Source organism: Achromobacter sp. GW823-FHT04E03 (assembly GCF_058796095.1).
Genome location: NZ_JBXAIJ010000001.1, coordinates 2,114,409 through 2,140,336, shown reverse-complemented (window position 1 = coordinate 2,140,336; position 25,928 = coordinate 2,114,409). Strand labels below are relative to the sequence as shown.

The window sequence follows — 25,928 nt, the reverse complement described above, 5'->3', positions numbered from 1 at the left end:
ATTTTCACGTCCGAAGGAGACAGAAAGATTTTGCTTGCGCGAAAGCGAAGTGTTTTTTCATTGGTCGCCATTCTTACGCTTTCGGAGATCTATTGCGCCAGGCCTGCACCGCAACGCACAGCGCAAGAGCGCGTCAAATTCCGGTCGAGTAAAAGCCACCGGAGTGAACTGACTCCCGCTACTACCCGAAACGTAAGGTCCTGGAGACTCCCCTCACTCAGCCCTCCACTGCCCCGCCTCATCATCCCGCAACCTTGCCCCCGCCCACACAACCCGCCCCAACACCCGCACCGATGCCCCGTTCTCCAGCGGGATGTCATCGTGCAAGGGATTGAACGACCGCGCCACCCATTGCCCGGTTAGCCGTTCCCTGGCCATCGTCTTCACAATCATCTTGCCGTCGTAGTTGATGGCATAAACCCCGCCGGCGGCGATGTCCTGCAGCGTCAGGCTTTCGTTGGGGACCACCAGCAACGCAGTGCCGTCGCGGATGACGGGCTCCATGCTGTCGCCCTTCGCATACACCACGCGGCCCCGGCCGTTGTCCGCGCCTACCGACCTGAGGAAAGACTTGCGGAACTGGATCATGCCGGTCTGTTCTTCGGCATGGTTTTCGATGGGGTCGCCCGCAGCTAGGCGCACGTCGGCCAGTTCCGGGACCTTCTCGAACCTGTCGTTGGCCGCGGGCGGTTCACCCACGCCCACATTGGCGACCACGCCTTTCTGGGTGCTGATCCGGACCCTGCCTTCGCGTTCGGTCTGGCGCGTGGTCTTGCCGCCTTCCCAGGGCGCCGCAGGCAGGCCATCGATGCGCATGGGGAACTCGTCCCGGGACAAATAGGTGTCCACCAGCGAGTCGCTGCGCAGGACCGTCGGCATTTGTGGCGCGGCGGTGGCAGGGGAGACGTCAATCCCCAACTTCAACTGCGCGATCGCCAATGCAAGCGCGCCCTGCAATTTGTTCAGCTGATCCGGGGGCAATGCCCGCACCTGTTCTTCCGGGATGCCGGGGAAGGGCCACGGAGGGGGCGCCAGCACCGCTGCGGCCAGGGATCCATCGCGTGCCGGCAGTTTCGGGGCGGTGCCGTCATATAGCCATTGCGCGTTCACGCGCAGCAGCGGGGCGACCTTGATGCAGGTCGCCATATCCATGCCGTTGGACCCATTGAACCAATGCGTCGCCGCGCCGGAAGAGGCGCCGGCTGCCTTCCATAGGTCTGTCTTGGTAAGGCGTGGTTCGGCCGCGTCCGCCCGGCGGGCCGCTTCCTCGTTGAACGCCTGTGTGATTCGCTTCTGAAAGGTCATCTTAGGATGCTAAACAAAAACAATCTTAGTTGGCTTGCATTTAGAATCTTAGCATTCTAAGATTTAAACATGATAGCGAGGTAAGAACTAGCGGGGATGCAAAAACACGCATGAACTACTACAGCCACAACATCGGTGACTATGCGCAGGCCACGGCGCATCTGAGCTTGCTTGAAGATGCCATCTACAGCCGCCTGCTGCGCCGGTACTACGCCGAAGAGCAGCCCATCGTGGACAACCTGCAGCAGGTATTCCGGTGGGTGGGGGCCCGTAGCGAAGAAGAAAGAGAGGCGGCCGCGCAGGTGCTGGCCGAGTTCTTCGTGTTGCGCGATGGCCATTGGCACAACAAACGGGCGGACGTGGAGATTGCCGCGTATCACGTCAAGGCCGAGACTGCCAAGGCCAACGGCCGGCGAGGCGGCCGGCCCAGGCTGGCAGAGCGCAATCTGGAACAACCCAGCGGGTTTCCCATGGGTTTCGACGAGCAACCCGGCCATGGCCCGGCAGTAGCCGGATCGGAAGCTAACCAAGAACCAGGAACCAAGAACCAGGAATCAAAAGAACACACCTCCCGCAAGCGGGGGACCGGATTCGACGCGTCCGTGATCGAACTGCCGGATTGGCTGGACCGCGAGGACTGGGTCAGTTGGATTGCCGACCGCAAGGCGCGCAAAAAGCCGGTGACGCAGGAGGGCGCCAGGCGTCAGCTGCAACAGCTTGCCGCCTATCTGGCCGCAGGGCATCCGCCAGGGGCCGTGATCGCGAACAGCATCGCGGGCGGGTACCAGGGCCTCTTCCCTCCGCGCACGCCTGCTACAGCGGGCCATCCGGCAGGCAGGGCGCAACGCCTGGCCGACTGGACCGAGGAGCTGCGAGAAGTACTGGCCGACGACGGCCGGCCGCGCGAGCGGTTCATGGGGACGATCGATGCAACCCGCTGACATGCCTTCTGCCGCCATGGGCGCGCTGGTGGTCAATGAAATGCTGCTGATGTACGGCGCCAAGTTCGCGCAGCAATGGCAGGGCCTGACTGCCCGTGAACTGAAGGATTCATGGAACCAGAAATTGGCGGGCCTGGACGAGGTGCAGGTGCGTCGCGGCCTGGTCGCCTGCCTGACCCAGGAATGGCCGCCGACGCTGCCGCAGTTCATCAAATTATGTTGCCCGTGGATGGTTCCCGAAGTGGCCTATCACGAGGCCGTGCGTGGCCTGTCCGCGCGCAGGCGCGGCGAGCCCGGTGTCTGGTCGCATCCGGCGGTGTACTGGGCCGCGGTGGGCGTCAGCACGGTGGATCTGCTGGGCTGCACCTACGGCGCCATCAAGGCGCGCTGGGAGAAGACGCTGAACGAGGAGTTGGCGAAGGGCGTGTGGGCGGATATCCCGCTGCCTCGTCCAGCGCTGCCCGCGCCCGGCCAGACGCTGGCCACGCGCGCCGAGGCCGAGGCGGCACTCAAGAAGATGGGCGCGCAAAAGGTGCTGCGGGACCGTGGGTGCCCGCCTCGGAGCTGGATCGAAAAGTGGGATGCGCGCATTGCGCGCGGCCACCACCCGAGCAAGGGCATCGCCGACATGCTCAAGCGCGCCAAGGGCGAAAGCCAGGATACGGAGGGCCGTCTGCAGAACGGTTCCAGCGGCAAGACAGGTAAACAATGCGAGGTGGCTGATGAGTAAATTGACGGGTGACGATCTGATCTGGAACTGGGCCCGCTGGACCTGGTCCGGCGCTACGGTGGGAAACATGGAGGTGTACCTTTCCGAAGAGGAGGACTACCGGCCCATCAACCATCACCACGCCATGGAGGTCGAGGCGATGCATGCCGCGCTGCCCTGGCACGAGCGCATGATCATCATTGCCGAATACCCGCAGAAGAATGTGATGTTCGGCCAGCTGGATGGCCGCGCGCGCCGCGCCAAGGCGCTGGACTGGATTGCCGATACGACCGGCGTGGCCCTGACCGAAACCGAATACAAACTGTACCTGGGTCTTTTCCGCAGCCTGGTGGAAAGGAGGCTGGCGTGAAGTACGCACACGAGGTGATGGATCTGATGGCCTGCTATCCCGGCCGCTCATTCCGTTTGATGGAGCTGGTCCGTCATGTGTCGCGCGGCCGGCCTTTGTCTGTTCCTGAAAAGACGCGCCTGCAAAGAGGTATCCAGCGGGCCATGGATGCGCTGCAGGATACCGGCAGCGTGCTGATTCAAGAGCCCGAGAAAGGCGGGCACGGGCGAACCTACGTGTGGCGTGTGACGGTTCCGTCACAAGACCGCGCCCCATAGGTCACACAATCGGTCACAATGGGTCCGGGGCATTGCGCCCCAAGCAAATGCAGCCCTGGCCACGCGCCGGGCTTTTTGTTTTGGGCGCGTGGCCCCGGCTTTTTCACTGCTGGGGCAGGGGTCGAACTTCTTTGCACTGCATGTGACGGAACCGTCACAAGACCCCGCCCCAACGGTCACGCAATCGGTCACAATTTGTCCGGGGCATTGCGCCCCTGACAAATGCAACCCCGAAATGCAGCCCCGGCCACGTGCCGGGGCTTTTGCATTTGGGCGCGATGTTTCGGCGCCAGTCTTCTTCAGCAGGAATCCAACTCCATGAGCGTTCAGATCAGCATCACTGAAAACCAGCTGGTAGAGGACCTCGCCGCATTCTTCAAGACCCTGGTCGACTGCGACGTTGTCCGCGGTCTACCCGGTTGGGTTCCCGCGCCACCGCGCGAGTGCGTCGTCATCACTCCGCTGGCGGCGCAGGGACTTTCCGTGCCGGTCATGGCCTATGCCGATCCGTCGCCCGCGGCGGGGAAGCGGATCATGACCCAGGCCACGCAATGGTCTGCCCGCGTGGATGGCTACGGGGCGCGGGCCCTGGACCTGGCGCTTACGCTCTCGATCGCCCTGCGCAGCCAGTACGGGTGCGAGTTCCTCGGGAATCTGGGACGAACCCAGCCGTTGTACGCGGGCGAGCTCAAGCAAGTGCCCTTCGAGAGCGGGGAAAGCCAGACCTTCGAGCGGTGGTGGTTCGACGCCGTCCTGCAGTTCAACCCTTCCATCAGCGTGCCGCAGCAGTTTGCGGATCACCTTCACGTGGGCCTCATCGAGGCCGACACCACCTACCCTACGGGAGCTTAATCCTATGTCCATTCCCGCCAGTGAAATCGTCCAGGTAGTGCCTGGCGTGATCTCCGCCGGCGGATCGGCGCTCGATTTGAACGGCCTGATCCTGACCCACGATACCGCCGTCCCCATCGGCACCGTCCAGAGTTTCGCGACCCCGCGCGACGTACAGCGCTTCTTCGGTCCGACCTCGACCGAGGCCGCCCTGGCCGACGTCTACTTCAACGGCTTCGACAACTCGACCCGCAAGCCGGGCAATCTGTTGTATGCCCAGTATCCGGCGGCAGCGGTTTCCGCCTATCTGCGCGGCGGCTCGATGGCCGCGGTGACGCTGACCCAGCTGCAGGCGCTGTCCGGCATCCTGACGGTGACCGTGGACGGCGTGGCGAAGACCTCCGCCAGCATCGACCTGTCGACGGCAACGAGCTTCTCGAACGCCGCCACGATCATCGAAGCCGGGTTCACCGCCATGGGCGCCACCTGCACCTACGATGCGCAGCGTGCCGCTTTCGTGATCGTCTCGGCCACCGATGGCGTCGCCAGCACGATCTCCTATGGCAGCGGCACCCTCGCGTCGGGCTTGAAGCTGACGCAGGCCGCTGGCGCCAAGGTGTCGCTGGGTGCCGCGGCCGGCATTCCAGCGGTGGACATGGGCCGGATTACCGACCTGACCCAGAACTGGGCGGCGTTCATGACGACCTTCGAGCCCGATACGGCCGGCAAAGTGGCGTTTTCGGCGTGGACGAATGCCCAGGGCGACCGCTACGCCTACGTCGGCTGGGACACCGACATCACCGCTACCCAGCAGGGCAACACGTCCAACTGGGCGGCTGTCGTAAGCGCCAATGAATACTCGGGCTCCGTGCCGGTCTACAAGGACGTGCTGCATGCAGCCTTCGTCCTGGGCGCCGTTGCATCGCTCGACTTCGAACGTACCAACGGCCGCGCCACCCTGGCGTTCAAGGGCCAGTCGGGCCTCGCGTTCTCCGTGACTGACGCGACCACCGCTCAGACGCTGATCGACAACGGCTACAACTTCTACGGCGACTACGCCACCAGCAACGACCGCTTCCGCTTCCTGTACCCGGGCCAGATCAGCGGCAACTGGAAATGGGTCGACACCTACGTCAACCAGATCTGGTTGAACGCGGCGTTTCAGCAGGCGCTGATGGCGCTGCTGACCCAGGTGAACGCCATTCCCTACAACATCGACGGCTACACGCTGATCGACGCTGCCTGCCTGGACCCGATCAACGCCGCGGTCAACTTCGGCGCCATCCGCGCCGGCGTGACGCTGTCGAGCCAGCAGAAGGCGCAGATCAACAGCCAGGCCGGTGTGGATATCTCCGACACGCTCCAGACCCGCGGCTGGTATCTGCAGATCAAGGACGCGACGCCGCAGGTGAGAGAGGCCCGCGGCACCCCGCCCATGACGTTCTGGTACCTGGACGGCGGTTCCGTCCAGCAGATCACCCTGGCCTCGCTGGCCATTCTTTAAGGATTCAATATGGCGACTTTGACCAGTGCCAACTCGGTTCTGATGCTTGCGGTGGGCGGCGTTTTTCCGGTGCCGCAGAAGATCGAGGGCTACGCTTCCGACAGCGCCTTCACCTTCGAGGCTGCCAAGCCCGCGCAGGTAACCATGGGCGTGGACGGCCGCATGTCGGCCGGCTACGTGCCGGTTCCCCGCGTGCAGACCATCACCATCCAGCCCGATTCCCCGTCCATGCGCGTCTTCGAGATCTGGATGGCAGCCAGTGAAACGGCCCGCGAAGTGTTTTATGCAAACGGCACCCTCAACATCCCGTCGATCGACCGCAAGTACACGCTGACCCGCGGCGTGCTGACGCAGATTCCGCCGGCGCCGGATGCCAAGGCGATGCTCCAACCCATGGCGTTCCAGATCACCTGGCAGAACGTCTCTCCGGCGCTGGTGTGACATGGCCAGAAAGCAAATAACCCTGACCATCGGCGCCGAGGGGCGCGACAAGGGCAAGGTGTTCATCCTGACGGAGCTTTCTGCCTACGACGCCGAGGAATGGGCCGGTCGGGCGCTGTTCTCGCTGATGAACGCCGGGGTGGAAATCCCGGACAACATCGCAGAGGCAGGGCTGGCCGGCGTGGCCGCCATGGGCATGAAGGCCATCGCCAAGCTGCCTTTCGAGAGCGCCAAGCCGCTGCTGGAAAAGATGATGGATTGCGTCCAGATCCAGCCCAGCCCGAACGTGACGCGCGAGCTCATGTCAGGCGATGTCGAGGAGGTGGCGACGCTGTTCGCGTTGCGCAAGAAAGTCCTGGGCTTGCACCTGGATTTTTTTACGGCCGCCGTCCCATCGACTTCGGGCTCCAAGTCCACGACGGCGGCGCGCGCCTGATTCGCTACGCCAATATCCCCCGGATCATTGGCGTGGTGATTTCCCGGCACCCGGGCCTGCTGCACGACCTGCAGACGGTCTACGGTGCCGAAGACCTGTACAACCTGCTTGAGGTGATTGCGGTGGACGCACACAACAGGCGCGTCCTAGCTGAACCGAGGTAATTGCATGGCCACCATCATCGACGCCTTGCTCGTCACCGCGGGTTTCGATCCGAAGCGTTTTGCGGCGGACAGCTACTCCGGTGCGGCCGGTCTGAGCCAAACGGCCCAGAATCTGGATATGAGCACCGAGCGGCTGTCCGCGTGGCAGAAGGCGGCCGAGCGGGCAGGCGGAACTGCGGAAGCCATTTCCGCCCAATTGAGGGAATCCGCGGTCGAGGTAGCCAGATTCAACCGCGGATCCGCCGCGGACTCGCTACCCGGGTTCTTCCGCAACGGCGGCAATGTCGGCGACCTCAAGGACGGGAACACCTACCTTCTGGCCAGGTCGAGGATCATTGCCGATCTTTACCAGAAGGACAGGGCCCAGGCCGCGCTGGCCGCCCAGGACATGGGTATCAACGAGGGCCTGTTCAATCTGTTCAAGCGCGGGCCCGATGAGCTCGAGCGGTTGCTTCAGGTCCAGGAGAAGCGCGCCGCCATCTCCGGTAGCGATGCGCAAGCTGCCTCGCAGCTGCGCGACCGTTACCTGGATCTGCGCGATACCTTTGAATCGGTGAGCGTCAGGGTGCTGCTGGCGCTCATGCCGGCGTTCGAGCGGCTTATCTCGCTCGCACAGGGCTGGGGCGATTATCTGCTTGAGAACCGAGACGAAATCGTCGAGTGGGTCGACGGCGCGGCGCAGGCCATCGTGAAGTTCATTGATGCAGTCGATTCGGCGGCGCAGGCGGTGGGAGGATGGCAAAACGTCCTGCTAGCGCTGGGGGCGCTCAAGATTCTTTCCTGGGCAAATTCGCTGCTGAGCCTGGCATCTGCCTTGGGGGCCGTGGCTACGGCTCTCGGAACCCTTGGTGGCGCAGGCGCGGCGCGTGGACTGGGTGCGTTGAGAGGCTTGGGACCTGCGGCGTTGAAGTTGGCTGGCCGCGCGGCGGCTGGCGCTGCGCTGTTCTTGTTTAGCAACGATCTGAATGGGGGCGAGCAAGAAGACCTAGTCGCGATGAGAAACCCCGCGCTGAAACGCAAGGAGGTTCTCGATGCGGTCAGGTACTTCGAGTCCAAGAAGGGCTACACCCGGGAGGCGGCCGTGGGGCTCGTGGCCAACTTGCAGGCCCAAAGCAACCTGGACCCCAGGGCCGTGGGCGCTGATGGCGTTTCCGCCGGCATCGGACTATGGAATCCGCGACGCCAGGCCGACTTCAAGCGCATGTATGGCATGGACCTGCGCGAGTCCACGGTTGAACAGCAACTGGATTTCGTCGCCAGTGAGTTGGAGAGCACCAGGCGCAGGGCGGGAGTACATCTGGCCGCTGCCACCACCCCGGCCCAGGCCAGCGTGGCCGTGTACCGCCACTTCGGATTGAACAAGTCCGAAGGGGCTAGCTCAAGCGAAGAGCGCAAGCTCGCCGCCGCTGCCGGGGCAATTTATGGGACGCTTTTCCTCGAAGATCAGGAACGAGGCGCCGCAGCTGCAGCTACGACGGCCGCGGCAGCCCAAGCCAGCGCTGCCGCCATCCCGAGCAGCACCGCAACCACCAGCAATACGTCCGAAACCCATATCCACGGCCCCATTACGGTTATGACGCAGGCGACGGACGGCGAGGGAGTCGCTCGCGATTTGGGGCGTGTGGGGCGCTCCCAGAATCTCGTCCAACAAGGCAATACGGGGATGTTCTGATGCCGCTTATTCCTTTTCCCGATGTTCCGAGCAGTCCGGGCGTCCCCGCAGTCTTTCGCGCCGCGTTCCTTTCTTCGGTCTCCGAACCGGCAAGCTTCGAACTTGCGGCGCTGACCGACAGGATCTTCGGTCCTCCTCGCTGGGGGCTGTATGGCGTCGATGGGCAGCAGATGCTGGTCTTCGAGACGTTCCTTGGAATTACCTTCAATCAGAGCGGTCAGATATCCAGCCATCCGGTTGAGCAGGGCGGATTCTCGTCCTTCAACAAGGTCGATGCGCCGTTCGAAGCGACCATCAAGCTGGCGCATGGCGGCGATCCAGTGTCGCGCAAAGTCATGTTGTCCGTGCTGGAGCGCATCGTCGGCAGCACGGAGCTGTATTCAGTGGCGACGCCAGAGATCGTCTATCCGTCGGCCAACCTGGTGAAGTACTCATACACCCGCGCCGACAAGAACGGCTCCAGCCTCCTGATCGTTGAACTGACTCTGCAGGAAGTCCGGCAGACGGCCGTCCAGCTATCGCCGGCCACGCAGGACCCCAGCGGCGCGAATGAAGTTAGCAATGGCCAGGTACAGGCGTTCGAGATTGACGCCTATCCCCGGCGCGATCAGAACAAGGTGGCCGATCTGGAGCCGATCCAATGAAGAGAATTCCCTTGAGGCCCGTTCCTGCACAAATGCTCAGCGTCGTGCTGTCCGGGCAGAACTGCCAGATCGCCGTCTACCAGAAGTCGACGGGACTCTATCTGGATATTGAACTCGACAATGCGCCCATCGTGACCACGGTGCTTTGCCATGATCGAGTACGGCTGGTGCGGTCTGCCTACCTGGGCTTCGTTGGGGATCTGGCCTTTGTGGACACCCAGGGCCACGCCGACCCGCAGTATCAGGATCTCGGATCGCGCTTCGTCCTGGCCTACCTGGAGCCGCTGGAACTATGAGCTTCATCAAGCGCCGGTTGGACGTGACCATCAGCCTGGGTAAAGGAAAGTTCGGCGACGAGCAGGGGCCGGACGTAACGCTCAGCGGCTACCGGATGTCGGTGACCATTCCTGCCTATACGACCTTCGAAAACAGTCCGATGACCCTGCTGATCCACGGACTGAATCAAGACCTGATGAACAAGCTGACGACGATAGGGCCCGTCATGACGGAACGCCGGGGAAAGAATCTTGTCCGGATCGACGCAGGGGGGGAATCCGGTGCTCCCTGCCTGGTCTACGAGGGGGACATCGTTGAGGCCTGGGCTGGCTACGGAATGGGTGCAGAGGGCAAGGCGGCCGCAGGGGGCATATTCACGGTCAAGGCCGAGGTGGCCGGGGCCAAGCAGGTGAAGCCCGCATCCGCCAGGTCGTTTCCCGGTGCGAAAAAAGCGCAAGAAATCATGTGCGATATCGCTGAATCGATGGGATACAAGGGCGAAAAAAGCGGGGAGGACTATGTGTTGGCCGATCCCTATTTTTCCGGAACCGACATGGACCAATTGCGCAGCTGCGCGAAGGCGGCCCGGGTCAACTTCACGATAGACCGCGGCGTCCTGTCAGTCTGGCCGGAGGGCGGATACAGAAAGGGCGATCCGATTCTCGTGGCCCCGGAAACGGGGTTGAGCGGATATCCGGCTTTTACGAGCAAGGGGCTCCAACTGACGACGCTCTACAACCCGCATCTCGGATTGGGAAAAAGAGTGCAGGTCATCAGCACCGTCGAACCCGCGCATGGCGAGTGGATCATTGTGAGCTTGTCCCACAAGCTGGATGCGGAGGTCCCCGGCGGCGTCTGGCAGTCGGTGGCGGTGTGCAAAAGGAACCTCAATGCCTGAGCAATACGGATACGCAGGGCTGGCGCAAGCCGGCCAGGGTGACAGCGAGTTCGGCGCCTTGCAGTTCCTGATCAGCCAGGCGCTGATCCGAGTCAGCACGGCGACGCTGGTCAAGGTGGTGTCGGTGACGAATGCAGGCGGGCTATCGCCCGTGGGCTTCGTCGATGTGCAGCCGCTTGTCAACCAGCTCGATGGCGCCGGCAATGCCGTGCCGCATGGGGTCCTGCATCGTCTTCCCTACTTTCGCCTTCAGGGCGGAGCGGACGCTGTCATCCTGGACCCGAAGGTCGGGGATATCGGGATGGCGGCTTTCGCGAATCGGGACATCTCGCTGGTGAAGACCTCGAAGGCGCAGAACAACCCCGGTTCCTGGCGTTCCCACGACATGGCGGACGGGCTGTATTTCGGCGGTCTGTTGAATGGAACCCCGGTGCAGTATGTGCAGTTCACGGCGGACGGCATACACATCGTGTCGCCCTCCAAGGTGACGGTGGCCGCGCCCAATATCGAACTGAACGCCAGCGCGCAGTGCGCATTGAATTCTCCACGGATCGTGCTGAACGGGACGGTGCAACAAGGCGGTGGATCCTTTGGCGGCACGTCTACCTGGCAGGGCGACATGGACACGCTGGGTGCGCTGCGCAACAACGGCAAGGACGTGGGCAGTACCCACACGCATTCCGGCGTGCAGAGTGGGCCGGCAAATACAGGAGCGCCCAATTGAACACCATGCTGCTAGACCGGACGGCCTGGGATCTGGTGCTCGACGCCGCGGGCAACATCGCGCTGGCGTCCAAGCCCTATGCCGTCGCGCAAGACGTCGCCAGCGCCATCAAGCTGTTCAAGGGCGAGCTGTTCTACAACATCCTCCCTGGCGTCCCGTACTGGGAGGAATTCCTGGGTCACCAGCCGCCGCTGGCCCTGGTGCGAGAACACCTAAAGCGTGCCGCGATGACTGTCCCCGAGGTGGCCAGCGCCAACTGCACGCTGACCTCCTTTACCGACCGAGCCCTGGCGGGCTACGTCGAGATCACCCTGCAAGACGGAACGACGCAAGCCGTCAGCTTCTGAGGAAACCATGCCGAACATCTCGAAAGTGCCGCGCGTGCAGTTCACGCCGGAAGGGCTGGTGCTGCCCAACGAATCCGCCATCCTTGCCGGCGTCCTGTCCGACATGGACTCGGCCTTCGGTGGTGGGCTGAATCCCGCGCTGGAAACGCCCCAGGGCCAGCTGGCCTCCAGCACCACCGCCATCATCGGCGACAAGAACAACGAGTTCGCGTCCTACGTGAACCAGGTCGACCCGGCTTATGCGCAAGGGCGGATGCAGGACGCCATCGGGCGGATCTACTTCCTGGACCGCAAGCCCGGTACGCCCACCGCCGTCATCGCCACCTGCACGGGCCTGGCGGGTGTGACGATACCGGTGGGCGCGCGCGCGCGGGCGGTGGATGGCAATCTGTACCTGTGCACCCAGGCGGGAACGATACCGGCCAGCGGACGCGTCGACCTGCCATTCGCCTGCTCGGTCGACGGGCCGGTGGATTGCGCGCCTGGCGCACTGAACCAGATCTATCAGGCCATTCCCGGTTGGGACTCGGTGTCGAACGCGGATGCCGGGACGGTGGGCAGCCATGTGGAAAGCCGGGCCGAGTTCGAGGAGCGCCGGCGGCAGTCGGTGGCGCTGAACGCCCGCGGCTCGATCCCCGCAATCTACGCCAACGTGGCGAACGTGGAGGGCGTCATCGACGCCTACGTGACGGAGAACGATCTCTCCGTGCCGAAGACGGTAGGCGGCGTCGTCCTGCGTCCACACTCCATCTGGGTCGCGGTGACGGGCGGCGAGGCGGCGGACATCGCGGACGCCATCTGGCGCAAGAAGAGCAATGGCTCCGACTACAACGGCAACACCTCGTACACCGTGGAGGACAAGGAGGGATATGCCTATCCCTACCCGTCGTATGTCGTGACATGGGAAACCCCTGCCGCGTTGCCCGTGCGTTTCGCGGTGCAGCTGGCGGACAACCCAGCCCTGCCGTCGGACATTGTGGCCTTGACCAAGCAGGCGATCATGGACGCCTTCAACGGCGGAGATGGCGGGCAGCGCGCACGCATCGGATCGACCATTTATGCCAGCCGCTACTACGCGCCCATTTCGGCGCTGAGCCCGGTGGTCTCCATCCTGTCCCTGCTGCTGGGCTCCGACACGCCATCGGCCGCCAGCCTGGCCGTTCCGATCAACCGCCGGCCCACGATCACGGCCAACGATATTGCGGTGACATTGATATGAGCGTCGTGCCTAAGCCGGGGCTGGCGGCCCGGACCCTTATCAGTCAATACGCCAACAGCCCCACGCTCGTCCAGTTGATCAACAACATGGACGACTACATCAATCCCGACGCCGATTTCGACGCGTTCCATGACTTCGTCTGGAACGTCGAGACCGCGCAGGGCTTCGGGCTGGACATCTGGGGCAGGATCGTGGACGTCGGCCGGATGTTGACGATACCGGGAGACGTCACATATCTGGGGTTTGACGAGGCGCTGAATTGGCAGGCCTTCAATCAGGCGCCGTTCTACACAGGCGAGCAGGCCACGCAGACGTATCGGCTTGCCGATGACGCGTATCGCACGCTGATCCTGGTCAAGGCGCTGGCCAATATCTCGGATTGCACATCGCCCAGTTTGAACCGGCTGCTGTCGAACCTCTTTGCGGGGCGGGGGCGTTGCTACGTGTCGGACACCGGGAGGATGGAATTCCGCTACGTGTTCGAGTTCGCGCTGGCGCCGCACGAAATCGCCATCCTGACTCAATCAGGCGCGATTCCCAAGCCGGCCGCGGTGCTGGCGAACATCCTGCAGGTCGATCTTTCTACTACGTTCGGATTCAACGAGGCGCTGATGCAGCCGTTCGGCTCGGGCGTACTTTTCACTTCTTCGGGGCTTATCAATGCAAGCTAGCAATGCACCTATCAAATCGGCCGTCCCGTTTGCGGAAAGCGGGACGAAGAACACTATTCCGGTTGAGTCGCAGATTGGCGTGACGCCGGGGGCGGCGTCCTTCGCGGATGGATTTCCTCCGTTGACGATGACTCCTCTGGCCGCAGGGGGTGTGCCGCCATATGGTGCGGACTTCAATGGCATTCTGAATTTCCTGAGTACGGCCATCCGCTGGAGTCAGGCAGGTGCGAACTACCGGTTTGATGCTGCGTTTTCGGCCGCCGTAGGTGGATATCCAAAGGGCGCGATTTTGGCGGCCTCGTCAGGTACGGGCAGCAGGTGGCTGAACCTGATGGAAGACAACACTGCTGATCCAGATGCCGGAGGTGGGGGCTGGGTTGCCCTAGGGGCGGGGCTGGCTACGAATGAGGAGGTCCAGGCAGGCATCAGTGCCGTCAAGGTAGTAACGCCTGCAGCCCTTCAATCCAAAATTCAATCGAGCCAGACCGATACGACTGCAGGTCGTTTGTTGACGGTAGGGTCTTTCGGCCTGGGCTTCGATGCCTTTCTGGATAAGGATCAAGACCTTGATTATGTACTGAGGTCCGGGTTCTATGGGCAGAACGTTGCGGCTTACGCAAAAATTGGACTCCACTACCCCGCCGAATCGGCCGCGGGGACATTGCTCGTGCAAAGCTCAGGTCAAATAAACACGCAGGTTTTCACGACGTTTTATACAACTGACCAGTTTGTGCGGACGCGCAACGAAGCAGGAGTATGGTCGAGATGGAAGCGAGTGATTTTTGAGAGCGATATCGCGACGTTTGACAAGGCCGGGATCGTGCGAATGGCGACTATCGCTGAAGCGGCGGAACTGTTGCACAACGGCGTAAGTCTGTCGCCCGCCACGCTTGTGTCGGCCTTTTTGGGCGGAGGAAACTCATCCATTGCAGCGAACGGCTATCAAAGGCTGCCGAGCGGTCTCGTTATTCAACAAATGGTAGCGCCCGCGACCGTAAATTCCTCTGTCACGGCCACGTTTCCCGTGGCCTTTCCAAACGCGTGCTTCAAGGTTTTTGTGAGCGAGTCCAATTCCGTTGAGTGGTTTACAGACAATATTGTCGTATACGGCTCCTACGGCCGGACAAAGACCGGGGTAGGCATAACTGCTTATCGTTGGAATGGTTCGTCGTTCACTGTGGCAAACGGGGCGTTGGCAAACGTTCTCGCGATTGGTTACTGAGGAGGTTCGAATGAGTTTCTACTACAGCCCCAACACCCGGGGATTCTATCTCGGCGATTCCCACTATGACGTCCTTCCTGACGACAAAGTGGCGATTACCGACGAGCAATACAAGAACCTGATGGAAGGACAAGCGCAGGGCAAGTTCATCGTGCCAGGGGAGGGCGGTATGCCTCAGTTGGTGGAAGGGCCGCCCGAGTCGGACGAACATGCACGCCTTCGCGTGCTGGCCGAGCGCGATGCGCGCCTGGCACAGTCGGCGATTCGCATCGCGCCGCTGCAAGATGCCGTAGATGTGGAAGCGGGCACCCCTGGCGACGAGCTGTTGCTGAACTCCTGGAAGCGATACCGTATTGCCCTAAATCGCGTCGAACAATTGCCGGGGTTTCCGCACAACTTTGTTTGGCCAGAGTCTCCTGGTTTGGCGGCAACGGGGGGAGACTCCTAAAGTCTGATATTTAGGGAAATCTCAAGATTTTCCCCGCCTCGTGAACTGCCCCCGGAAGGTTGGACCTCGTTCAACTTTTAGGGGGCAGTTCACTTCGGTGGGTCCTTTCTTTTTTGCGAGGGGCGAAATTGAACATCCAAGATTTCGACGCCCTTGCCGCAAAGCTCGCCGGCGTTCTGGGCGCAGCGGTTTCCATGCGCTATCTGCAAGGATCATGGCCAGCCCGGCTAAGCATGGCCGCCAGCGGCTCGTTGGTGGCGTACTACGCGGCTCCCTATTTGTCGCTGCTGCTGGAGATTCCAGAAGGCCTGGCCGGCTTTCTGACCGGCATGTTCGGCATGGCCATCGTCTCCCGCGGATGGGAGGTCGTGCAGACAGTTCCCATCGGCGCGTTGTGGCAGGCCGTGATCGACCGAGTGCGCGGCAGAGGGGCATGAGGCGCATCGTTTCATTTATGCGGAGACTTCATCCGTGAGTACATTCCAGCTATCCCAACGCAGCCTGGACCGCCTGGTCGGGGTGCATCCCGACCTGACCGCGATCGTCAAACTGGCTATTCAACGCACGACGGTCGATTTCACCGTGATAGAAGGCGTTCGAACCCTTGAGCGGCAACACGGGTACGTCGCCCGTGGCTCCAGTCAGACGATGGCCAGCTACCACTTGCCGCAGGCGGACGGCCTGAGCCATGCCGTCGACTTGGCGCCGCTGGTTGACGGGATGATTCCCTGGAGCGACTGGCAGGTCTTCGCGGGCTTGGCGCAGGTGGTCAAAGCCTGCGCGGCCGAACTCGGCGTTCCGGTGGAGTGGGGCGGCGACTGGAAGACGCTCAAAGACGGCCCGCATTTCCAGATTCCACGCAACTGGAAGGGTCGCGCATGAACGCATCGCTGCGCGCGTTGGCGCCGTATCTGATCGGCACCGTCCTGGTGGCCGCCGCCTTCCTGTGTGTGCGCTGGTATGGTGCCGTTCAGTACCGCGCCGGAGTCGATCGGGCAAACGCCGACTATACGCTGGCCGAGCTCACCGAGTTCCAGCGCCAGACCGCGCGCCTGGGCGGAATCTCCGAATCCCTGGAAGTCGCGCTTGCCGCGTTGCGCGACGCCAGGCCCAAGATCATCGAAAGGTACACCCGTGTCGAAGTCCAGAGTCCCTTACCTGCTGGCTGCCACATTGACGCTGAGCGGCTGCGCCACATCAACGAGGCCGGCCGCCTGGCCAATTCTGCCGGCCAACCTGGCGCAGCCGTGCCCGCCAGTGCCCGAGGTGACGAGCGATAGCTGGGACGATCTGGCGCGCAGCTATATCGCGCTGGTTGCGTTGTACGGAGAGTGTGCGGCACGGCAACGTGCGGCGGTGCAGAGCTGGGAGAAATCCCGGTTCGGCCCGTCGTGAGGCTGCGATCCGCTAGGTCATGCTGCAACAGATAGCCCGCACTCCGCGGGCTTTTTTTCGTCCATCCAGGAGAAAGCCATGTAGACCGGATCGCGAACAGAGAATGCCCCCTAGCCCAGCAGCGGCAAATTTCCCGGAGATATCACATGACGATCAGAACTCTTTCCCTACAGCAACTGAAGCGCTCGGCCGAGAATTCGGCAGCAATGAAGCATCATGTCGATGATGATGCAACCGTTCTTCCGGAGCCTCGCACTTCCAGTTCTCCGGGCAACATGACTGGGTATTCTGTTCAAGTCCAGGACCATGGCCCGATCGTGGATGGCACGCTCCATACGCCCGCGGAGCGTTACGCCGACGTTGTCGGCCGCCCAAGTCGATTATCCTTTCGTAACCTCACTGGCCGAATCTATCTGCGACAGCGCGGAGCAACCCGCAATGGCCATGGCCGACATTACGACCACCACCGGAACGCTGGGACAGATGTGGGGCGAACAGAGCACCGCGTCGGGGCAGTGGCGAGCCACGTACTACGGTACGCCGGCCGCTGGGAATACTTTCGTCATCACCACGCGGGCTTGAGCATGGCCTGAGTGCCACGTTGTGGCGGGCAGTTGCCCGCCTCCCAAACAAAAGCCCGCAGGCGCAAGCCGCGGGCTTTTCTTCGCTACCCTTCAAAAGGACTCTTTTTCTTCCGCCGATTCACTGGCCTGAGGATTTCGCCTGACTTCAGCCGGTACACATCTTTCCCTTCCCAGATCACGGCGCCGCCGGTGGAGAGGCGGCATTGCAGCACTATGTGTGGATCGGGACTTTCGTCCGTCGCGGGTTCTTGAATGATATGTCGCTCGATCCGGTACTGGTCTCCTGCTGCCGAGACCGCAATCACATCCTCCAGTCGTCTGCATGAGATTGACATGATGAGCCTCCTTCGCTTGCGCCACGTTGAAACCTGTGGCGCTGAGGTCATCGTCTCGACTGGCAAAATTCCTGTCAATGCTGCTGCGGCCCATCATCCAAGCGCATGCGCGGCGCGTCCCAGGGAAGCGTCGTGCAAAAGCATGAGGCGATGCATGCGTATGGTCTAGGCTATTTTCGAGGCCGCGTGCGCGTTGAAATGCTGCGGCGGTTTGAGGTATTGATCGATGGCCGCAGCAAGACCTGGATCAAAGGCTATTCAAGCTTCACGTTGGCGGACTGGATGACGCCGCGCCACTTCTTGTAATCCGCGGCGATGGTCTGGGAGAACTGCGCGGGGGTGGTCGGCATGGCGGTTGCGCCTTGCGCGGCCAGCGCATCCTGGACGTCTTTCATTGCGAGGATCTTGTTGAGCTCCGTGTTCAGCGTCTGGATGATGGGCTTGGGCGTGTTGGCGGGTGCAAGCAGTCCGTACCATACGCGCACGTCGAAGTCCGGATAGCCGGATTCTGCGACGGTGGGCACATCCGGCATGGCGGGGCTGCGCTTGAGGGAGGTCACGGCCAACGGGACGGCGCTGCCGGCCTTGATCTGCGGCGCGGCCGAGGGGATGGACGTGAAAATGACGGGGACCTGCCCGCCCAGCAGGTCGGCCATGGCCGGACCCGATCCCTTGTAAGGCACATGCACGAGCTTGATGCCCGCCTGGAGCTGCAGCAGTTCGGCGGCCAGGTGCGTGATGGTGCCTGCGCCGGGCGAGCCGTAATTGATGGTCCCGGGCGCCTTCTTGGCGGCGGCGATCAGGTCCTTGAGGGATTTGTACGGGCCGTTCTTGCTTGCGACGACCACCAGGGGGGCTTCGCCGACGATGCCTATGGGTTCGAAGTCCTTGACCGGGTCATAGGCCAGCTTGGCGTAGAGCGAAGGCGCCACGGCCAGGTTGTCGACCTGGCCCATGACGATTTCGTAGCCGTCGGGCTTGGCGCGTGCGGCGGTGGTGATGCCTATGGTGCCGCCGGCGCCGGGCCGGTTCTCGGCGACGACGTTCCATTTGACCGAGTCGGACAGCTTGGCGGCGACGGTGCGCGACAGGAAGTCGGTGCCGCCGCCAGGCGTGAACGGCACGATGACGCGGATGGGCTGGTTCGGGTACTGCTGCGCGGCGGCGGGGGCGCAGGCGGCGAGCGCGCAGGCCGAGAACATTAGGGCACGTAGCATGGTTGTGGTCTCCATTCCTTGGTGGGCGCGTCCGGTCGTGATCGCCAGACGTCGGTTGCTGCGGATGCTGCTGACGCGTACTGCGGATTCGGTTGCGGCGGGCGGTTTCAAGCTCCCTGTTTGGCTAGACGGTTCCTTGTTCGCGTAGTTCCCTGATTCGGTCGCGCGACAGGCCCAATTCCTCCAGCACCGCATCGGTGTCCGCGCCCAATGCGGGCGCGGCGCTGCGGACCTGGCAGGGCGCTTCGGCGAACTTGATCGGAAAGCCCAGCATGCGCACCTGCTGGCCATCGGGATGGGCGACGTCCATGGCCATCTGCTGGTCCGCTACCTGCGGGTCGTCGAATACTTCCTGCAGGTTCAGCACCTGCCCGCAGGGCACGCCGTACTGGTTTAGGCGTTCGATCCAGTAGTGGCTGTCCTTCTGGCGGGTGCGGGCCTCGATGGCGGCCTTGATGGATGCGCGGTTCAGCATGCGGTCGGCGTTGGCCTGGAATTCCGGATGCACGCGCAGTTCGGGCAGTTCCAGCGCGTCCAGCAGCTTCTCGTACATGGCATCGTTGGACGGAGCGATCGCGACCTGGCCGTCGGCCGTCTCGAACAGCCCGTAGGGCGCGACGATGCCGTGGTCGTTGCCGGTGCGCGGAGGCAGCTCGCCGCTGGCGAAGTAGTTCGATGCCTGGAAGCTGAGCAACCCTATCATGCTGGACAGCAGGCTGACGCTGATGGAGTCGCCGCGGCCGGTGCGCTCGCGGCGCAAGAGCGCGGCCACCACGCCCAGCGCGCCGTTCAGGCCGGCGGCCAGGTCGCTGATGGGCGGTCCCGCGCGCATGGGCGGATCGTCTTCGCCGCCGTTCAGGCTCATGAAGCCGCTCATGGCCTGGGCGATGAAGTCGAAGGCGGGCCGGTCGCGATAGGGACCGGACGCGCCGAAGCCGTTGATGCTGCAATGGATGATGTCCGGCCGCAACGCCTTCAGCGCTTCATCGCCGAAGCCCATCTTGTCCATGATGCCGGGCCGGTAGTTCTCGATCACGACGTCGCAGTGGGGTATCAGCTGGCGCAGGATGTCCTTGCCTTCGGCGCTGTACAGGTCCAGTGTCACTGACCGCTTGTTGCGGTTGTAGTTGGCGAAGTACCAGCTCAGGCCGTCCTTGAGCACGCCCTGGCGGCGAATGGGATCGCCTTCGCCGGGCGCTTCGATCTTGATCACTTCGGCGCCCATGTCGGCCAGTATGGATGTGCAGTAAGGCCCGGAGATGATGCGGGTCAGGTCCAGGACGCGGATTCCGGTAAGTGGCATGGTTTGCATCTGCTTGGATTTTGGTCAGCCGCCCAGTCGCGGCAGCCACAAGGTCAGGGGAGGAAAGGCGCAGATCAGCGCGAGCACGATCAGCGACCAGATGAAGAAGGGCACGATTTCGCGCACGATGGGGCCTATCGGCGTGCGGCCCACGGCGGACGTGACGAACAGCAGGATGCCGACCGGCGGCGTCAGCATGCCCGTCATCAGGTTCAGGATCAGGATCATGGCGTACTGGATGGGGTCCATGCCGAGCTGGGCGCCGATAGGCAGCAGCGCCGGCAGCGTGATGATCATGGCCGGCAGGGGCTCCAGGATCTTGCCCACCAGGATCAGGAACACGTTCACCGTCAGCAGCACCACCCAGGGCTGGTCGGAGATGCCCAGGATGCCCTTGGCGATGGTGGCCGCGACGCGCGATTCGCTGATCAGCCAGCTGAAGGGACCGGCGGCGGCCAGCAGGAACAGCACCACGGCCATGGTGCGCCCGGCCGAGTAGAAGGCCGATCCCAGCTCGCCCGGCTTCAGTTCCCGGTACACGGCCAGGCCCACGAGCAGGGCGTACACGGCCACGAACGCCGCGGCCTCCGTATCCGTCAGCAGGCCGAAGCGTATGCCGGCGATGATCAGGACGGGCATCATCAAGGCCCAGATGGACGCGCGCGTCACCCTGGCGCGCTCAGGCCAACTGGCCCGCGGACGCGATTGGTAGCCGTGGCGCCGCGCCTGCCAGGCGCATATGGCCATGTAGCCCGCCAGCAGCATGAAGCCGGGAATGATGCCCGCCAGGAACAGGCGGATGATGGACAGGTTGGCCAGCACCGCATAGACGATCATCGGGATCGACGGGGGCAGGATGGGACCCAGCATCGCCCCGCAGGCGATGACCGCCTCGGGGTAGCCGCGCCGGTAGCCCTCGCGCTTCATCGAAGGGATCATGGCGGTGCCGATGGCGCTGGCGTCGGCCACGGCGGAGCCGCTGATGCCTGCCATGACCAGGTTGGTGGTCAGCGAGACTTGCGACAGGCTGCCGCGCATATGCCCGACCATGGCCATGGACCAGTTGATGAGCCGCAGCGTGACGCCGCCGCGGTTCATCAGTTCGCCGGCCAGGATGAAGAGGGGGATCGCGACCAGGGCGGTCTCGTCTATGCCGCCCAGCATCGATAGCGGCGCCTGGGCGATATCGACCCCGCCGCCGCCCTTGAACAGCATGCCTATCAGGGCGGCGGTGATCATCGCGAAGCCTATGTCCAGACCGGCCAGGATGAGCACGACGAAAAGCACGACGGAGAAGAGGATCATGGATGCGTTCCCGGAGTGTCGGGCTCGCCGCGCGCGAAGGCGTCCTGCGGCGCGGGGGCGTCGGGGATGAGCAGGCGCAGGGCCAGGAACAGCATGAAGAACACCATGCCCACGGTCAGCGAGGCGTAGCTGACGGCGTAGGTGAAAGGCGTTCCGACGATGTCCTGGAAGTTGCCCACGGCGACCACGTCCAGGCCCTTGTAGAACAGGGTGGCGGCCAGCGCCAGCAGGCAGGTGTCGAACAGGCGGTCGCGCGCGCGCCGCACGCGTTCCGGCAGATGGCGGTCGATGATGTCTATGACCACGTTGCGGCGCTCGCGCAACGCCATGGCCGCGCCGACGAACGCGCACCACAGCATGCCGATGCGCGCGACCTGGTCCCAGGCGTCGAACTGCGTCTTCAGCAGATAGCGGTCCAGGACCTGGGCGAAGCAGAACACCAGCACCATGGCCAGGGTCAGGGCGACCGCCAGCCGGCCGATCCAGCACACGGCGCGGTCGGCGCTCAGCGCCAGGCCGCGCCAGCCGGAGGCCGCGTGGGACGAGGCGCGCACGGTCGGCGCGGGCATGGGCGCGGCCATGGCTTACTCCTGCATCTTCTGGATGCGTTCGACCATGCCGGCCGGCCAATCCTTGCCTTCGTACTGCTGGTAGACGGTGGCCAGCGCCGCCTTGAACGCGGCCTTGTCGGGCTGCGTGTAGGTAACGCCGGCTTCCTTCAGGAGCTTGACTGCGTTGTCGTCCAGCTCCTGGTCCAGGCGGGTGGCGACCTTGCCGCCCGCCTTGGCCGCCTCGGTCAGCGCCTGGCGTTGCCTGGCGTCCAGGCCTTGCCAGACGCGTTCGGAAATGAACCAGCCCGTCAGCTCGTAGGCGTGGTCGGTCGCCGCCCAGTACTTGGCTTCCTCGTGGAAGCGCAACGGGATCGAAAGATCAAAGCCGTTATCCTGGCCGTCTATCATGCCGCGGCCCAGCGCGGTGTAGATTTCGGTCATGCCCAGCGGCACGACCTGCGCACCCAGCTTTTCGAAGGTGGACTTCAGGATGGGAATGGCGGGAATGCGCAGCTTCAGGCCCTTGACGTCTTCGGGCTTGTTGATGGGCCGCGATACGGTCTGCAGCGCACGCGGCGAGCGTATGCCGAAGGCCGCAAACACCCGCACGCCGGATTTCTTGGCCACGTCGTCGAAGATCTGCGCGAACTCGTCGCTGTTGATGATGCGCTCGGCCTGTTCGCCGCTCTTGAACAGATAGGGCGCATACAGGATGTTCAGCGGTTGGGCGCCGCGCAGGAACACCACGGACCCGAGGCCGAAGTAGCCCATGTCCAGCGTGCCCAGCTGCATGGATGAGAGGATCTTGCTGATGTCGCCCAATTGCCCGTCCGTGTAGACGTGCACCTGCAGTTCGTTCTGGGATTGCCTGGCGGCCTCTTCGGCAAAGGCGCGCATGGCATGGTCCCAGGGACTGTTGGAGGCGGCGATGGTCGCGATCTTCATTTCCCGCGCCTGCGCCTGGCCTGCGGGCGCGAACGCGCCGGCGGCGGTGATCGAAAGCGCCAGCAGGGCTGCCGAGGCGCGGACCAGTTGCTGCGATATTTTCTTGTGCATGATGTCTCCTCCGGGATGCGGATCCGGCCTACCAGTTCCAGTGCACGGGCTTGAGCCCGGCGACCGGCGAATCGAACACCGCCAGGCGGGACCCATTGATGCAGCCCATGTAGGCGGTCTTGCGCTCTGGGCCCCCGAACGCCAGGCTGGTGATGTTCTGCAGCCGTTTGCTATGGTTGTCGTAAACCATGGGGCGGCTCAGGCGATTGGCCAGGTATTCGGCTTCCAGCCTGTCGATGTGCGCGGCGTCGCCGTCCTCCAGCATGAGCTGCTGCTGCCCTTGCGGGCTGACGCGTATGACCCGGTTGGAGACCACGCTGACCACCCAGATGTGGCCCTCTTCATCGACCGCCATGCCGTCGGGATAGGTACCCTTGCCGAATTCGGTGATGACGGCGCGTTCGCTCAGGTCGCCGTTGGCGCCGATGCGAAAGCGCAGCAGGCGCCGGCCGAAGGTTTCGTTGACGTACAGGTGCGTGCCGTCCGGATCGGTGCGGCATTCGTTGGTCCAATGCACGTCCTGGGCCACGACGCGGGTGCCGCGCTCGTCGCGCACGGCGATGAAGCCGTCGGCGATGTCGCGGCGGAACTGATGGTCGCCGCGACGCACGGTGCTGACGCAGATCCACAGGCGTTCGCGCTCGTCCAGCCAGACGAAGTTGACGCCGGGCAGGGCCACGCCGTCGATCTCCATGATGTAGGGCTCCGCCGTGCCGTCGCGCTGCACGCGCCAGACGCCGCCGTCGTCGGCCAGGTTGGCGACAGCAAACGAGCCGTCGCGCAACAGGGCGAAGCCGTTGGGTATCAGTCCGGACTGGGCGCCGATCAGGCGCGCGTCGCCGTTGGGCAGGATGTGGCGTATGCCGCCGGCCTTGTCCGACACGTAGAGATCGCCCGCGGCCGTGCTCAGCACGCATTCGGGGCGGTTCAAGTTGACGCCGGTCTCGCGCACCGCCGACAGGTCCAGGGCCGCGCCGCCATTCGATTTGCTGTCCATGGGGGCTCCTCAGCCGATCGCGCCGGCGGCTACGGCATAGTCATGCAGGCGCAGGCGCGGCCCTGCCTTCATCAGCTGGCCGGGCAGGCCACGGCCGACGATGCCTTCCAGCCGCTGGGCTACCTTGATCAGCGCGCCCAGGTCGATGCCGCTGTCCACGCCCATCTCGTCCAGCAGGTAGACCAGGTCTTCGGTGCAGATGTTGCCGGTGGCGCCCGGCGCGAACGGGCAGCCGCCCAACCCAGCCAGCGAGGATTCGTAGGAGGTGACGCCGGCGCGCAGGCCTTCCACCACGTTCACCAGGCCGATGCCGCGCGTGTTGTGGAAGTGCAGCGATATCTTGACGCCGGGATGGTCGGCCCGCAGCGTCTCGACCGTGTCGCGCACCAGCCGGGGCGTGGCCATGCCGGTGGTGTCTCCCAACGTCACGGCGTCGAAGCCCTGGCGCGCGAAGTGGTCGAAGATGGTCCGGATGCGGCCCAGGCCCACGTCGCCCTCGAAGGGGCAGCCGAAGGCGACGGCAATGGCGCCCTTGCGCTTGATGGGGTGGTCTTTCAGCAGCTGCGCGATGTCCTCGATGTCGCGCAGCGACTGTTCGACCGGGCGGTTCAGGTTCTTGGTGTTGTGGCTCTCGGTGGCCGACAGGAACACGACGATCTCGTCGGCCTGCGACTGCAGCGCGCGTTCGACGCCCTTGCGGTTGGGCGCCAGCGCGCCCAGCACCACGCCCGGACGTTTGCGCACGCCCTGCAGCACTTCCTGCGCGTCGCGCATCTGCGGCACGGCGCGGGGTGAAACGAAGGAGGTGGCTTCGAAGTGCCGCACGCCTGCGTCGATCAGCGCGTTCAGGATCTGGATCTTGGTGTCGGTGGGCACGAACTCGGATTCGATCTGCAGTCCGTCGCGCATGCCGACTTCCACGATTTCGACTCGGTCTGGAAGGCTCATGGCTTGTCGTCTCCTGGCGCCCGGATCCTGCGCCCGCGAGGGCTTTGCGCGGCGATGTCCGGGACATGGGTGGTCGGCCACCATCTTCTGCGATGGACCCTGGCAGGACAAATCGTCAATCTTCGGCGGGGGATCGCGAAACGCGATGGCTCGGGGGCCAGGCGTCGCGCATGGGCAGGCTCGCGGGTCCTATTGCTGCGTTGCGGCTTCAGCGATCAGATGATCCAGCAGTAGCCGGGCGGCGCCCGATAGCGATTCATTGCTGCGCACGCACAACTTGAGCTGGCGGTGCGCCCAGGCGTCAGTCAGCGGAATGATGCAGAGCGCGTCGCACACATAGGCGGATAGGGCCTTGGTGGGCACGATGCCGACTCCCAGGTCCGCGCGCACCATGGACACCAGCGCGTCGTAGGAGGTGACCTGGAAGCGCAGCCGCAGAGAACGGTTCATGGACGCGGCCTCGCGCGTGAACAGATAGTTCGCGGCGCTGCCCCGGTGCATGCCGACGTGGTCATAGTCCAGCGTATCGGCGAACGATACCTGCCGGTGTCGCGACAAGGGGTGTCCCGAGAGCGTCACCAGCGCCATGACGTCGCGGTGGTAGGGATATATGTCCAGCCCGTTTTCGTCGTCGGATTGGGTGTAGACGCCGATGTCGGCGGCGTTGTCGATCACCGCGCGGGTGACGCCGGCGCTGACGGACTCTTCCAGGTCGATCTGCACGTTGGGGTGCTGGGTCAGGAAGCGGCGCAGTTCCATCGGCAGGAACTGCGCAATGGAAGACAGGTTGGCCGCGACGCGCACGCGGCCGCGCAGGCCGGCGGAGTAGTCGCGGATTTCGGCGGCCAGGTCCTGGGTTTGATGCAGCAGCGTGCGTGCGCGCCGCGCCAACGCGTGTGCGGCGCTGGTCGGTTCGACGCCGCGCGCATGGCGCTGAAACAGTGGGACGTCCAGGACGCGTTCGAGTTCGGACAGGCGCTTCGATAGCGCTGATGGCGCGATATGTTCGCGCGCGGCGGCCGCGGCGATGCTGCCTTCTTCCAGCACGGCCAGGAACACCTGCAGGGTATACAGATCCAGACGAGGGGTCATGGGAAGTCGCGGATAGATACGTCCGCGAGGATAGCGGCAGTCGCGGGCCGCGGGCCTAGGGGATTA

The 25,928-nt window shown here is 63.7% G+C and carries 33 protein-coding genes; 23 read left to right on the top strand and 10 right to left on the bottom strand.

All coding sequences use genetic code 11. The features are described 5' to 3' along the window. Positions 1-213: 213 nt before the first annotated feature. The gene (locus tag AC1RHV_RS10065; protein ID WP_492300606.1) at positions 214-1,305 is read right to left on the bottom strand and encodes a S24 family peptidase; all 1,092 of its coding nucleotides are present in this window, start codon (positions 1,303-1,305) and stop codon (positions 214-216) included. A 110-nt stretch (positions 1,306-1,415) separates the two neighbouring features. Between AC1RHV_RS10065 and AC1RHV_RS10060 the strand changes: the two genes are divergently transcribed. The 23 genes from AC1RHV_RS10060 to AC1RHV_RS09950 all read left to right on the top strand — a co-directional run bounded on the left by AC1RHV_RS10060 (position 1,416) and on the right by AC1RHV_RS09950 (position 17,056). Beyond that, a complete protein-coding gene (locus tag AC1RHV_RS10060; protein ID WP_492300604.1) occupies positions 1,416-2,246 on the top strand; it encodes a YdaU family protein in 831 nt (276 codons plus the stop codon). Further along, positions 2,233-2,976, top strand: a complete 744-nt coding sequence (locus AC1RHV_RS10055; RefSeq protein ID WP_492300602.1) for a hypothetical protein — start codon at positions 2,233-2,235, stop codon at positions 2,974-2,976. Before AC1RHV_RS10060 ends, AC1RHV_RS10055 begins: the two co-directional genes overlap by 14 nt. After that, positions 2,969-3,325, top strand: coding sequence for a hypothetical protein (locus tag AC1RHV_RS10050; protein WP_054453336.1), 357 nt, complete (start codon positions 2,969-2,971; stop codon positions 3,323-3,325). The genes AC1RHV_RS10055 and AC1RHV_RS10050 overlap by 8 nt, the downstream gene beginning before the upstream one ends. After that, positions 3,322-3,582 (top strand): hypothetical protein, encoded by a 261-nt coding sequence (locus AC1RHV_RS10045; protein WP_175214175.1) that lies wholly within the window; start codon positions 3,322-3,324, stop codon positions 3,580-3,582. Before AC1RHV_RS10050 ends, AC1RHV_RS10045 begins: the two co-directional genes overlap by 4 nt. Positions 3,583-3,900: 318 nt before the next feature. Next, on the top strand, positions 3,901-4,434 hold the full coding sequence (locus AC1RHV_RS10040; protein WP_054453332.1) for a phage neck terminator protein: 534 nt from the start codon (positions 3,901-3,903) through the stop codon (positions 4,432-4,434). Between the two features lie 4 nt (positions 4,435-4,438). Further along, positions 4,439-5,917 carry a DUF3383 domain-containing protein gene (locus AC1RHV_RS10035; protein WP_492300599.1) on the top strand — a complete coding sequence of 493 codons (1,479 nt, stop codon included), beginning with the start codon at positions 4,439-4,441 and terminating at the stop codon, positions 5,915-5,917. Between the two features lie 9 nt (positions 5,918-5,926). Further along, the gene (locus AC1RHV_RS10030) at positions 5,927-6,358 is read left to right on the top strand and encodes a phage tail fiber protein (RefSeq protein ID WP_054453328.1); all 432 of its coding nucleotides are present in this window, start codon (positions 5,927-5,929) and stop codon (positions 6,356-6,358) included. Between the two features lies 1 nt (position 6,359). Beyond that, positions 6,360-6,794 (top strand): hypothetical protein, encoded by a 435-nt coding sequence (locus AC1RHV_RS10025; protein WP_054453326.1) that lies wholly within the window; start codon positions 6,360-6,362, stop codon positions 6,792-6,794. Positions 6,795-6,962: 168 nt separating this feature from the next. Next, the gene (locus AC1RHV_RS10020; protein ID WP_492300597.1) at positions 6,963-8,630 is read left to right on the top strand and encodes a phage tail tip lysozyme; all 1,668 of its coding nucleotides are present in this window, start codon (positions 6,963-6,965) and stop codon (positions 8,628-8,630) included. Continuing rightward, complete coding sequence (locus tag AC1RHV_RS10015; protein WP_492300596.1) at positions 8,630-9,274, top strand: phage baseplate protein; 645 nt, start codon at positions 8,630-8,632, stop codon at positions 9,272-9,274. The genes AC1RHV_RS10020 and AC1RHV_RS10015 overlap by 1 nt, the downstream gene beginning before the upstream one ends. Before the next feature lie 11 nt (positions 9,275-9,285). Beyond that, positions 9,286-9,570, top strand: a complete 285-nt coding sequence (locus AC1RHV_RS10010; protein WP_225589086.1) for a phage baseplate plug family protein — start codon at positions 9,286-9,288, stop codon at positions 9,568-9,570. Next, complete coding sequence (locus tag AC1RHV_RS10005; protein ID WP_492300594.1) at positions 9,567-10,448, top strand: baseplate hub protein; 882 nt, start codon at positions 9,567-9,569, stop codon at positions 10,446-10,448. Before AC1RHV_RS10010 ends, AC1RHV_RS10005 begins: the two co-directional genes overlap by 4 nt. Further along, positions 10,441-11,172: an oxidoreductase gene (locus AC1RHV_RS10000; RefSeq protein ID WP_460361030.1), complete on the top strand. Its 732-nt coding sequence runs from the start codon at positions 10,441-10,443 to the stop codon at positions 11,170-11,172. Before AC1RHV_RS10005 ends, AC1RHV_RS10000 begins: the two co-directional genes overlap by 8 nt. Positions 11,173-11,177: 5 nt before the next feature. Continuing rightward, positions 11,178-11,519 (top strand): contractile injection system sheath initiator, encoded by a 342-nt coding sequence (locus AC1RHV_RS09995; RefSeq protein ID WP_492300812.1) that lies wholly within the window; start codon positions 11,178-11,180, stop codon positions 11,517-11,519. 7 nt (positions 11,520-11,526) lie between these two features. Further along, entirely contained in the window at positions 11,527-12,738 is a 1,212-nt protein-coding gene (locus tag AC1RHV_RS09990) for a baseplate J/gp47 family protein (RefSeq protein ID WP_492300592.1), read from the top strand. Beyond that, entirely contained in the window at positions 12,735-13,409 is a 675-nt protein-coding gene (locus tag AC1RHV_RS09985) for a DUF2612 domain-containing protein (protein WP_492300590.1), read from the top strand. Before AC1RHV_RS09990 ends, AC1RHV_RS09985 begins: the two co-directional genes overlap by 4 nt. Beyond that, positions 13,399-14,631, top strand: a complete 1,233-nt coding sequence (locus AC1RHV_RS09980; RefSeq protein ID WP_492300589.1) for a pyocin knob domain-containing protein — start codon at positions 13,399-13,401, stop codon at positions 14,629-14,631. Before AC1RHV_RS09985 ends, AC1RHV_RS09980 begins: the two co-directional genes overlap by 11 nt. A gap of 10 nt (positions 14,632-14,641) precedes the next feature. Next, positions 14,642-15,079: a tail fiber assembly protein gene (locus AC1RHV_RS09975; protein WP_460361032.1), complete on the top strand. Its 438-nt coding sequence runs from the start codon at positions 14,642-14,644 to the stop codon at positions 15,077-15,079. Between the two features lie 128 nt (positions 15,080-15,207). Then, complete coding sequence (locus AC1RHV_RS09970) at positions 15,208-15,516, top strand: hypothetical protein (RefSeq protein ID WP_059371904.1); 309 nt, start codon at positions 15,208-15,210, stop codon at positions 15,514-15,516. 34 nt (positions 15,517-15,550) lie between these two features. After that, positions 15,551-15,961 (top strand): M15 family metallopeptidase, encoded by a 411-nt coding sequence (locus AC1RHV_RS09965; protein ID WP_346546104.1) that lies wholly within the window; start codon positions 15,551-15,553, stop codon positions 15,959-15,961. Beyond that, positions 15,958-16,359: a hypothetical protein gene (locus tag AC1RHV_RS09960; protein WP_175161719.1), complete on the top strand. Its 402-nt coding sequence runs from the start codon at positions 15,958-15,960 to the stop codon at positions 16,357-16,359. The genes AC1RHV_RS09965 and AC1RHV_RS09960 overlap by 4 nt, the downstream gene beginning before the upstream one ends. Continuing rightward, positions 16,253-16,474 carry an Rz1-like lysis system protein LysC gene (lysC, locus tag AC1RHV_RS09955; protein ID WP_425265257.1) on the top strand — a complete coding sequence of 74 codons (222 nt, stop codon included), beginning with the start codon at positions 16,253-16,255 and terminating at the stop codon, positions 16,472-16,474. Before AC1RHV_RS09960 ends, lysC begins: the two co-directional genes overlap by 107 nt. A gap of 444 nt (positions 16,475-16,918) precedes the next feature. After that, complete coding sequence (locus AC1RHV_RS09950; RefSeq protein ID WP_166738422.1) at positions 16,919-17,056, top strand: hypothetical protein; 138 nt, start codon at positions 16,919-16,921, stop codon at positions 17,054-17,056. An 85-nt stretch (positions 17,057-17,141) separates the two neighbouring features. Here the strand turns inward: AC1RHV_RS09950 and AC1RHV_RS09945 are convergent, their stop codons facing one another. The 9 genes from AC1RHV_RS09945 to AC1RHV_RS09905 all read right to left on the bottom strand — a co-directional run bounded on the left by AC1RHV_RS09945 (position 17,142) and on the right by AC1RHV_RS09905 (position 25,862). Beyond that, on the bottom strand, positions 17,142-17,393 hold the full coding sequence (locus AC1RHV_RS09945) for a hypothetical protein (protein ID WP_125472828.1): 252 nt from the start codon (positions 17,391-17,393) through the stop codon (positions 17,142-17,144). A gap of 254 nt (positions 17,394-17,647) precedes the next feature. Beyond that, the gene (locus tag AC1RHV_RS09940; RefSeq protein ID WP_175161723.1) at positions 17,648-18,610 is read right to left on the bottom strand and encodes a Bug family tripartite tricarboxylate transporter substrate binding protein; all 963 of its coding nucleotides are present in this window, start codon (positions 18,608-18,610) and stop codon (positions 17,648-17,650) included. Positions 18,611-18,734: 124 nt separating this feature from the next. After that, entirely contained in the window at positions 18,735-19,913 is a 1,179-nt protein-coding gene (locus tag AC1RHV_RS09935; RefSeq protein ID WP_225589088.1) for a CaiB/BaiF CoA transferase family protein, read from the bottom strand. Positions 19,914-19,937: 24 nt separating this feature from the next. Beyond that, positions 19,938-21,218, bottom strand: coding sequence for a TRAP transporter large permease (locus tag AC1RHV_RS09930; RefSeq protein WP_054453293.1), 1,281 nt, complete (start codon positions 21,216-21,218; stop codon positions 19,938-19,940). Further along, positions 21,215-21,799, bottom strand: coding sequence for a TRAP transporter small permease (locus tag AC1RHV_RS09925; protein ID WP_119450078.1), 585 nt, complete (start codon positions 21,797-21,799; stop codon positions 21,215-21,217). The genes AC1RHV_RS09930 and AC1RHV_RS09925 overlap by 4 nt, the downstream gene beginning before the upstream one ends. A 3-nt stretch (positions 21,800-21,802) precedes the next feature. Next, complete coding sequence (locus AC1RHV_RS09920) at positions 21,803-22,825, bottom strand: TRAP transporter substrate-binding protein (protein WP_054453290.1); 1,023 nt, start codon at positions 22,823-22,825, stop codon at positions 21,803-21,805. Positions 22,826-22,853: 28 nt separating this feature from the next. Next, a complete protein-coding gene (locus AC1RHV_RS09915) occupies positions 22,854-23,822 on the bottom strand; it encodes an SMP-30/gluconolactonase/LRE family protein (protein WP_192330885.1) in 969 nt (322 codons plus the stop codon). A 9-nt stretch (positions 23,823-23,831) separates the two neighbouring features. Then, entirely contained in the window at positions 23,832-24,770 is a 939-nt protein-coding gene (locus AC1RHV_RS09910; protein ID WP_460361037.1) for a hydroxymethylglutaryl-CoA lyase, read from the bottom strand. Positions 24,771-24,959: 189 nt separating this feature from the next. After that, the gene (locus AC1RHV_RS09905) at positions 24,960-25,862 is read right to left on the bottom strand and encodes a LysR family transcriptional regulator (protein ID WP_125472821.1); all 903 of its coding nucleotides are present in this window, start codon (positions 25,860-25,862) and stop codon (positions 24,960-24,962) included. Positions 25,863-25,928: the final 66 nt, after the last annotated feature.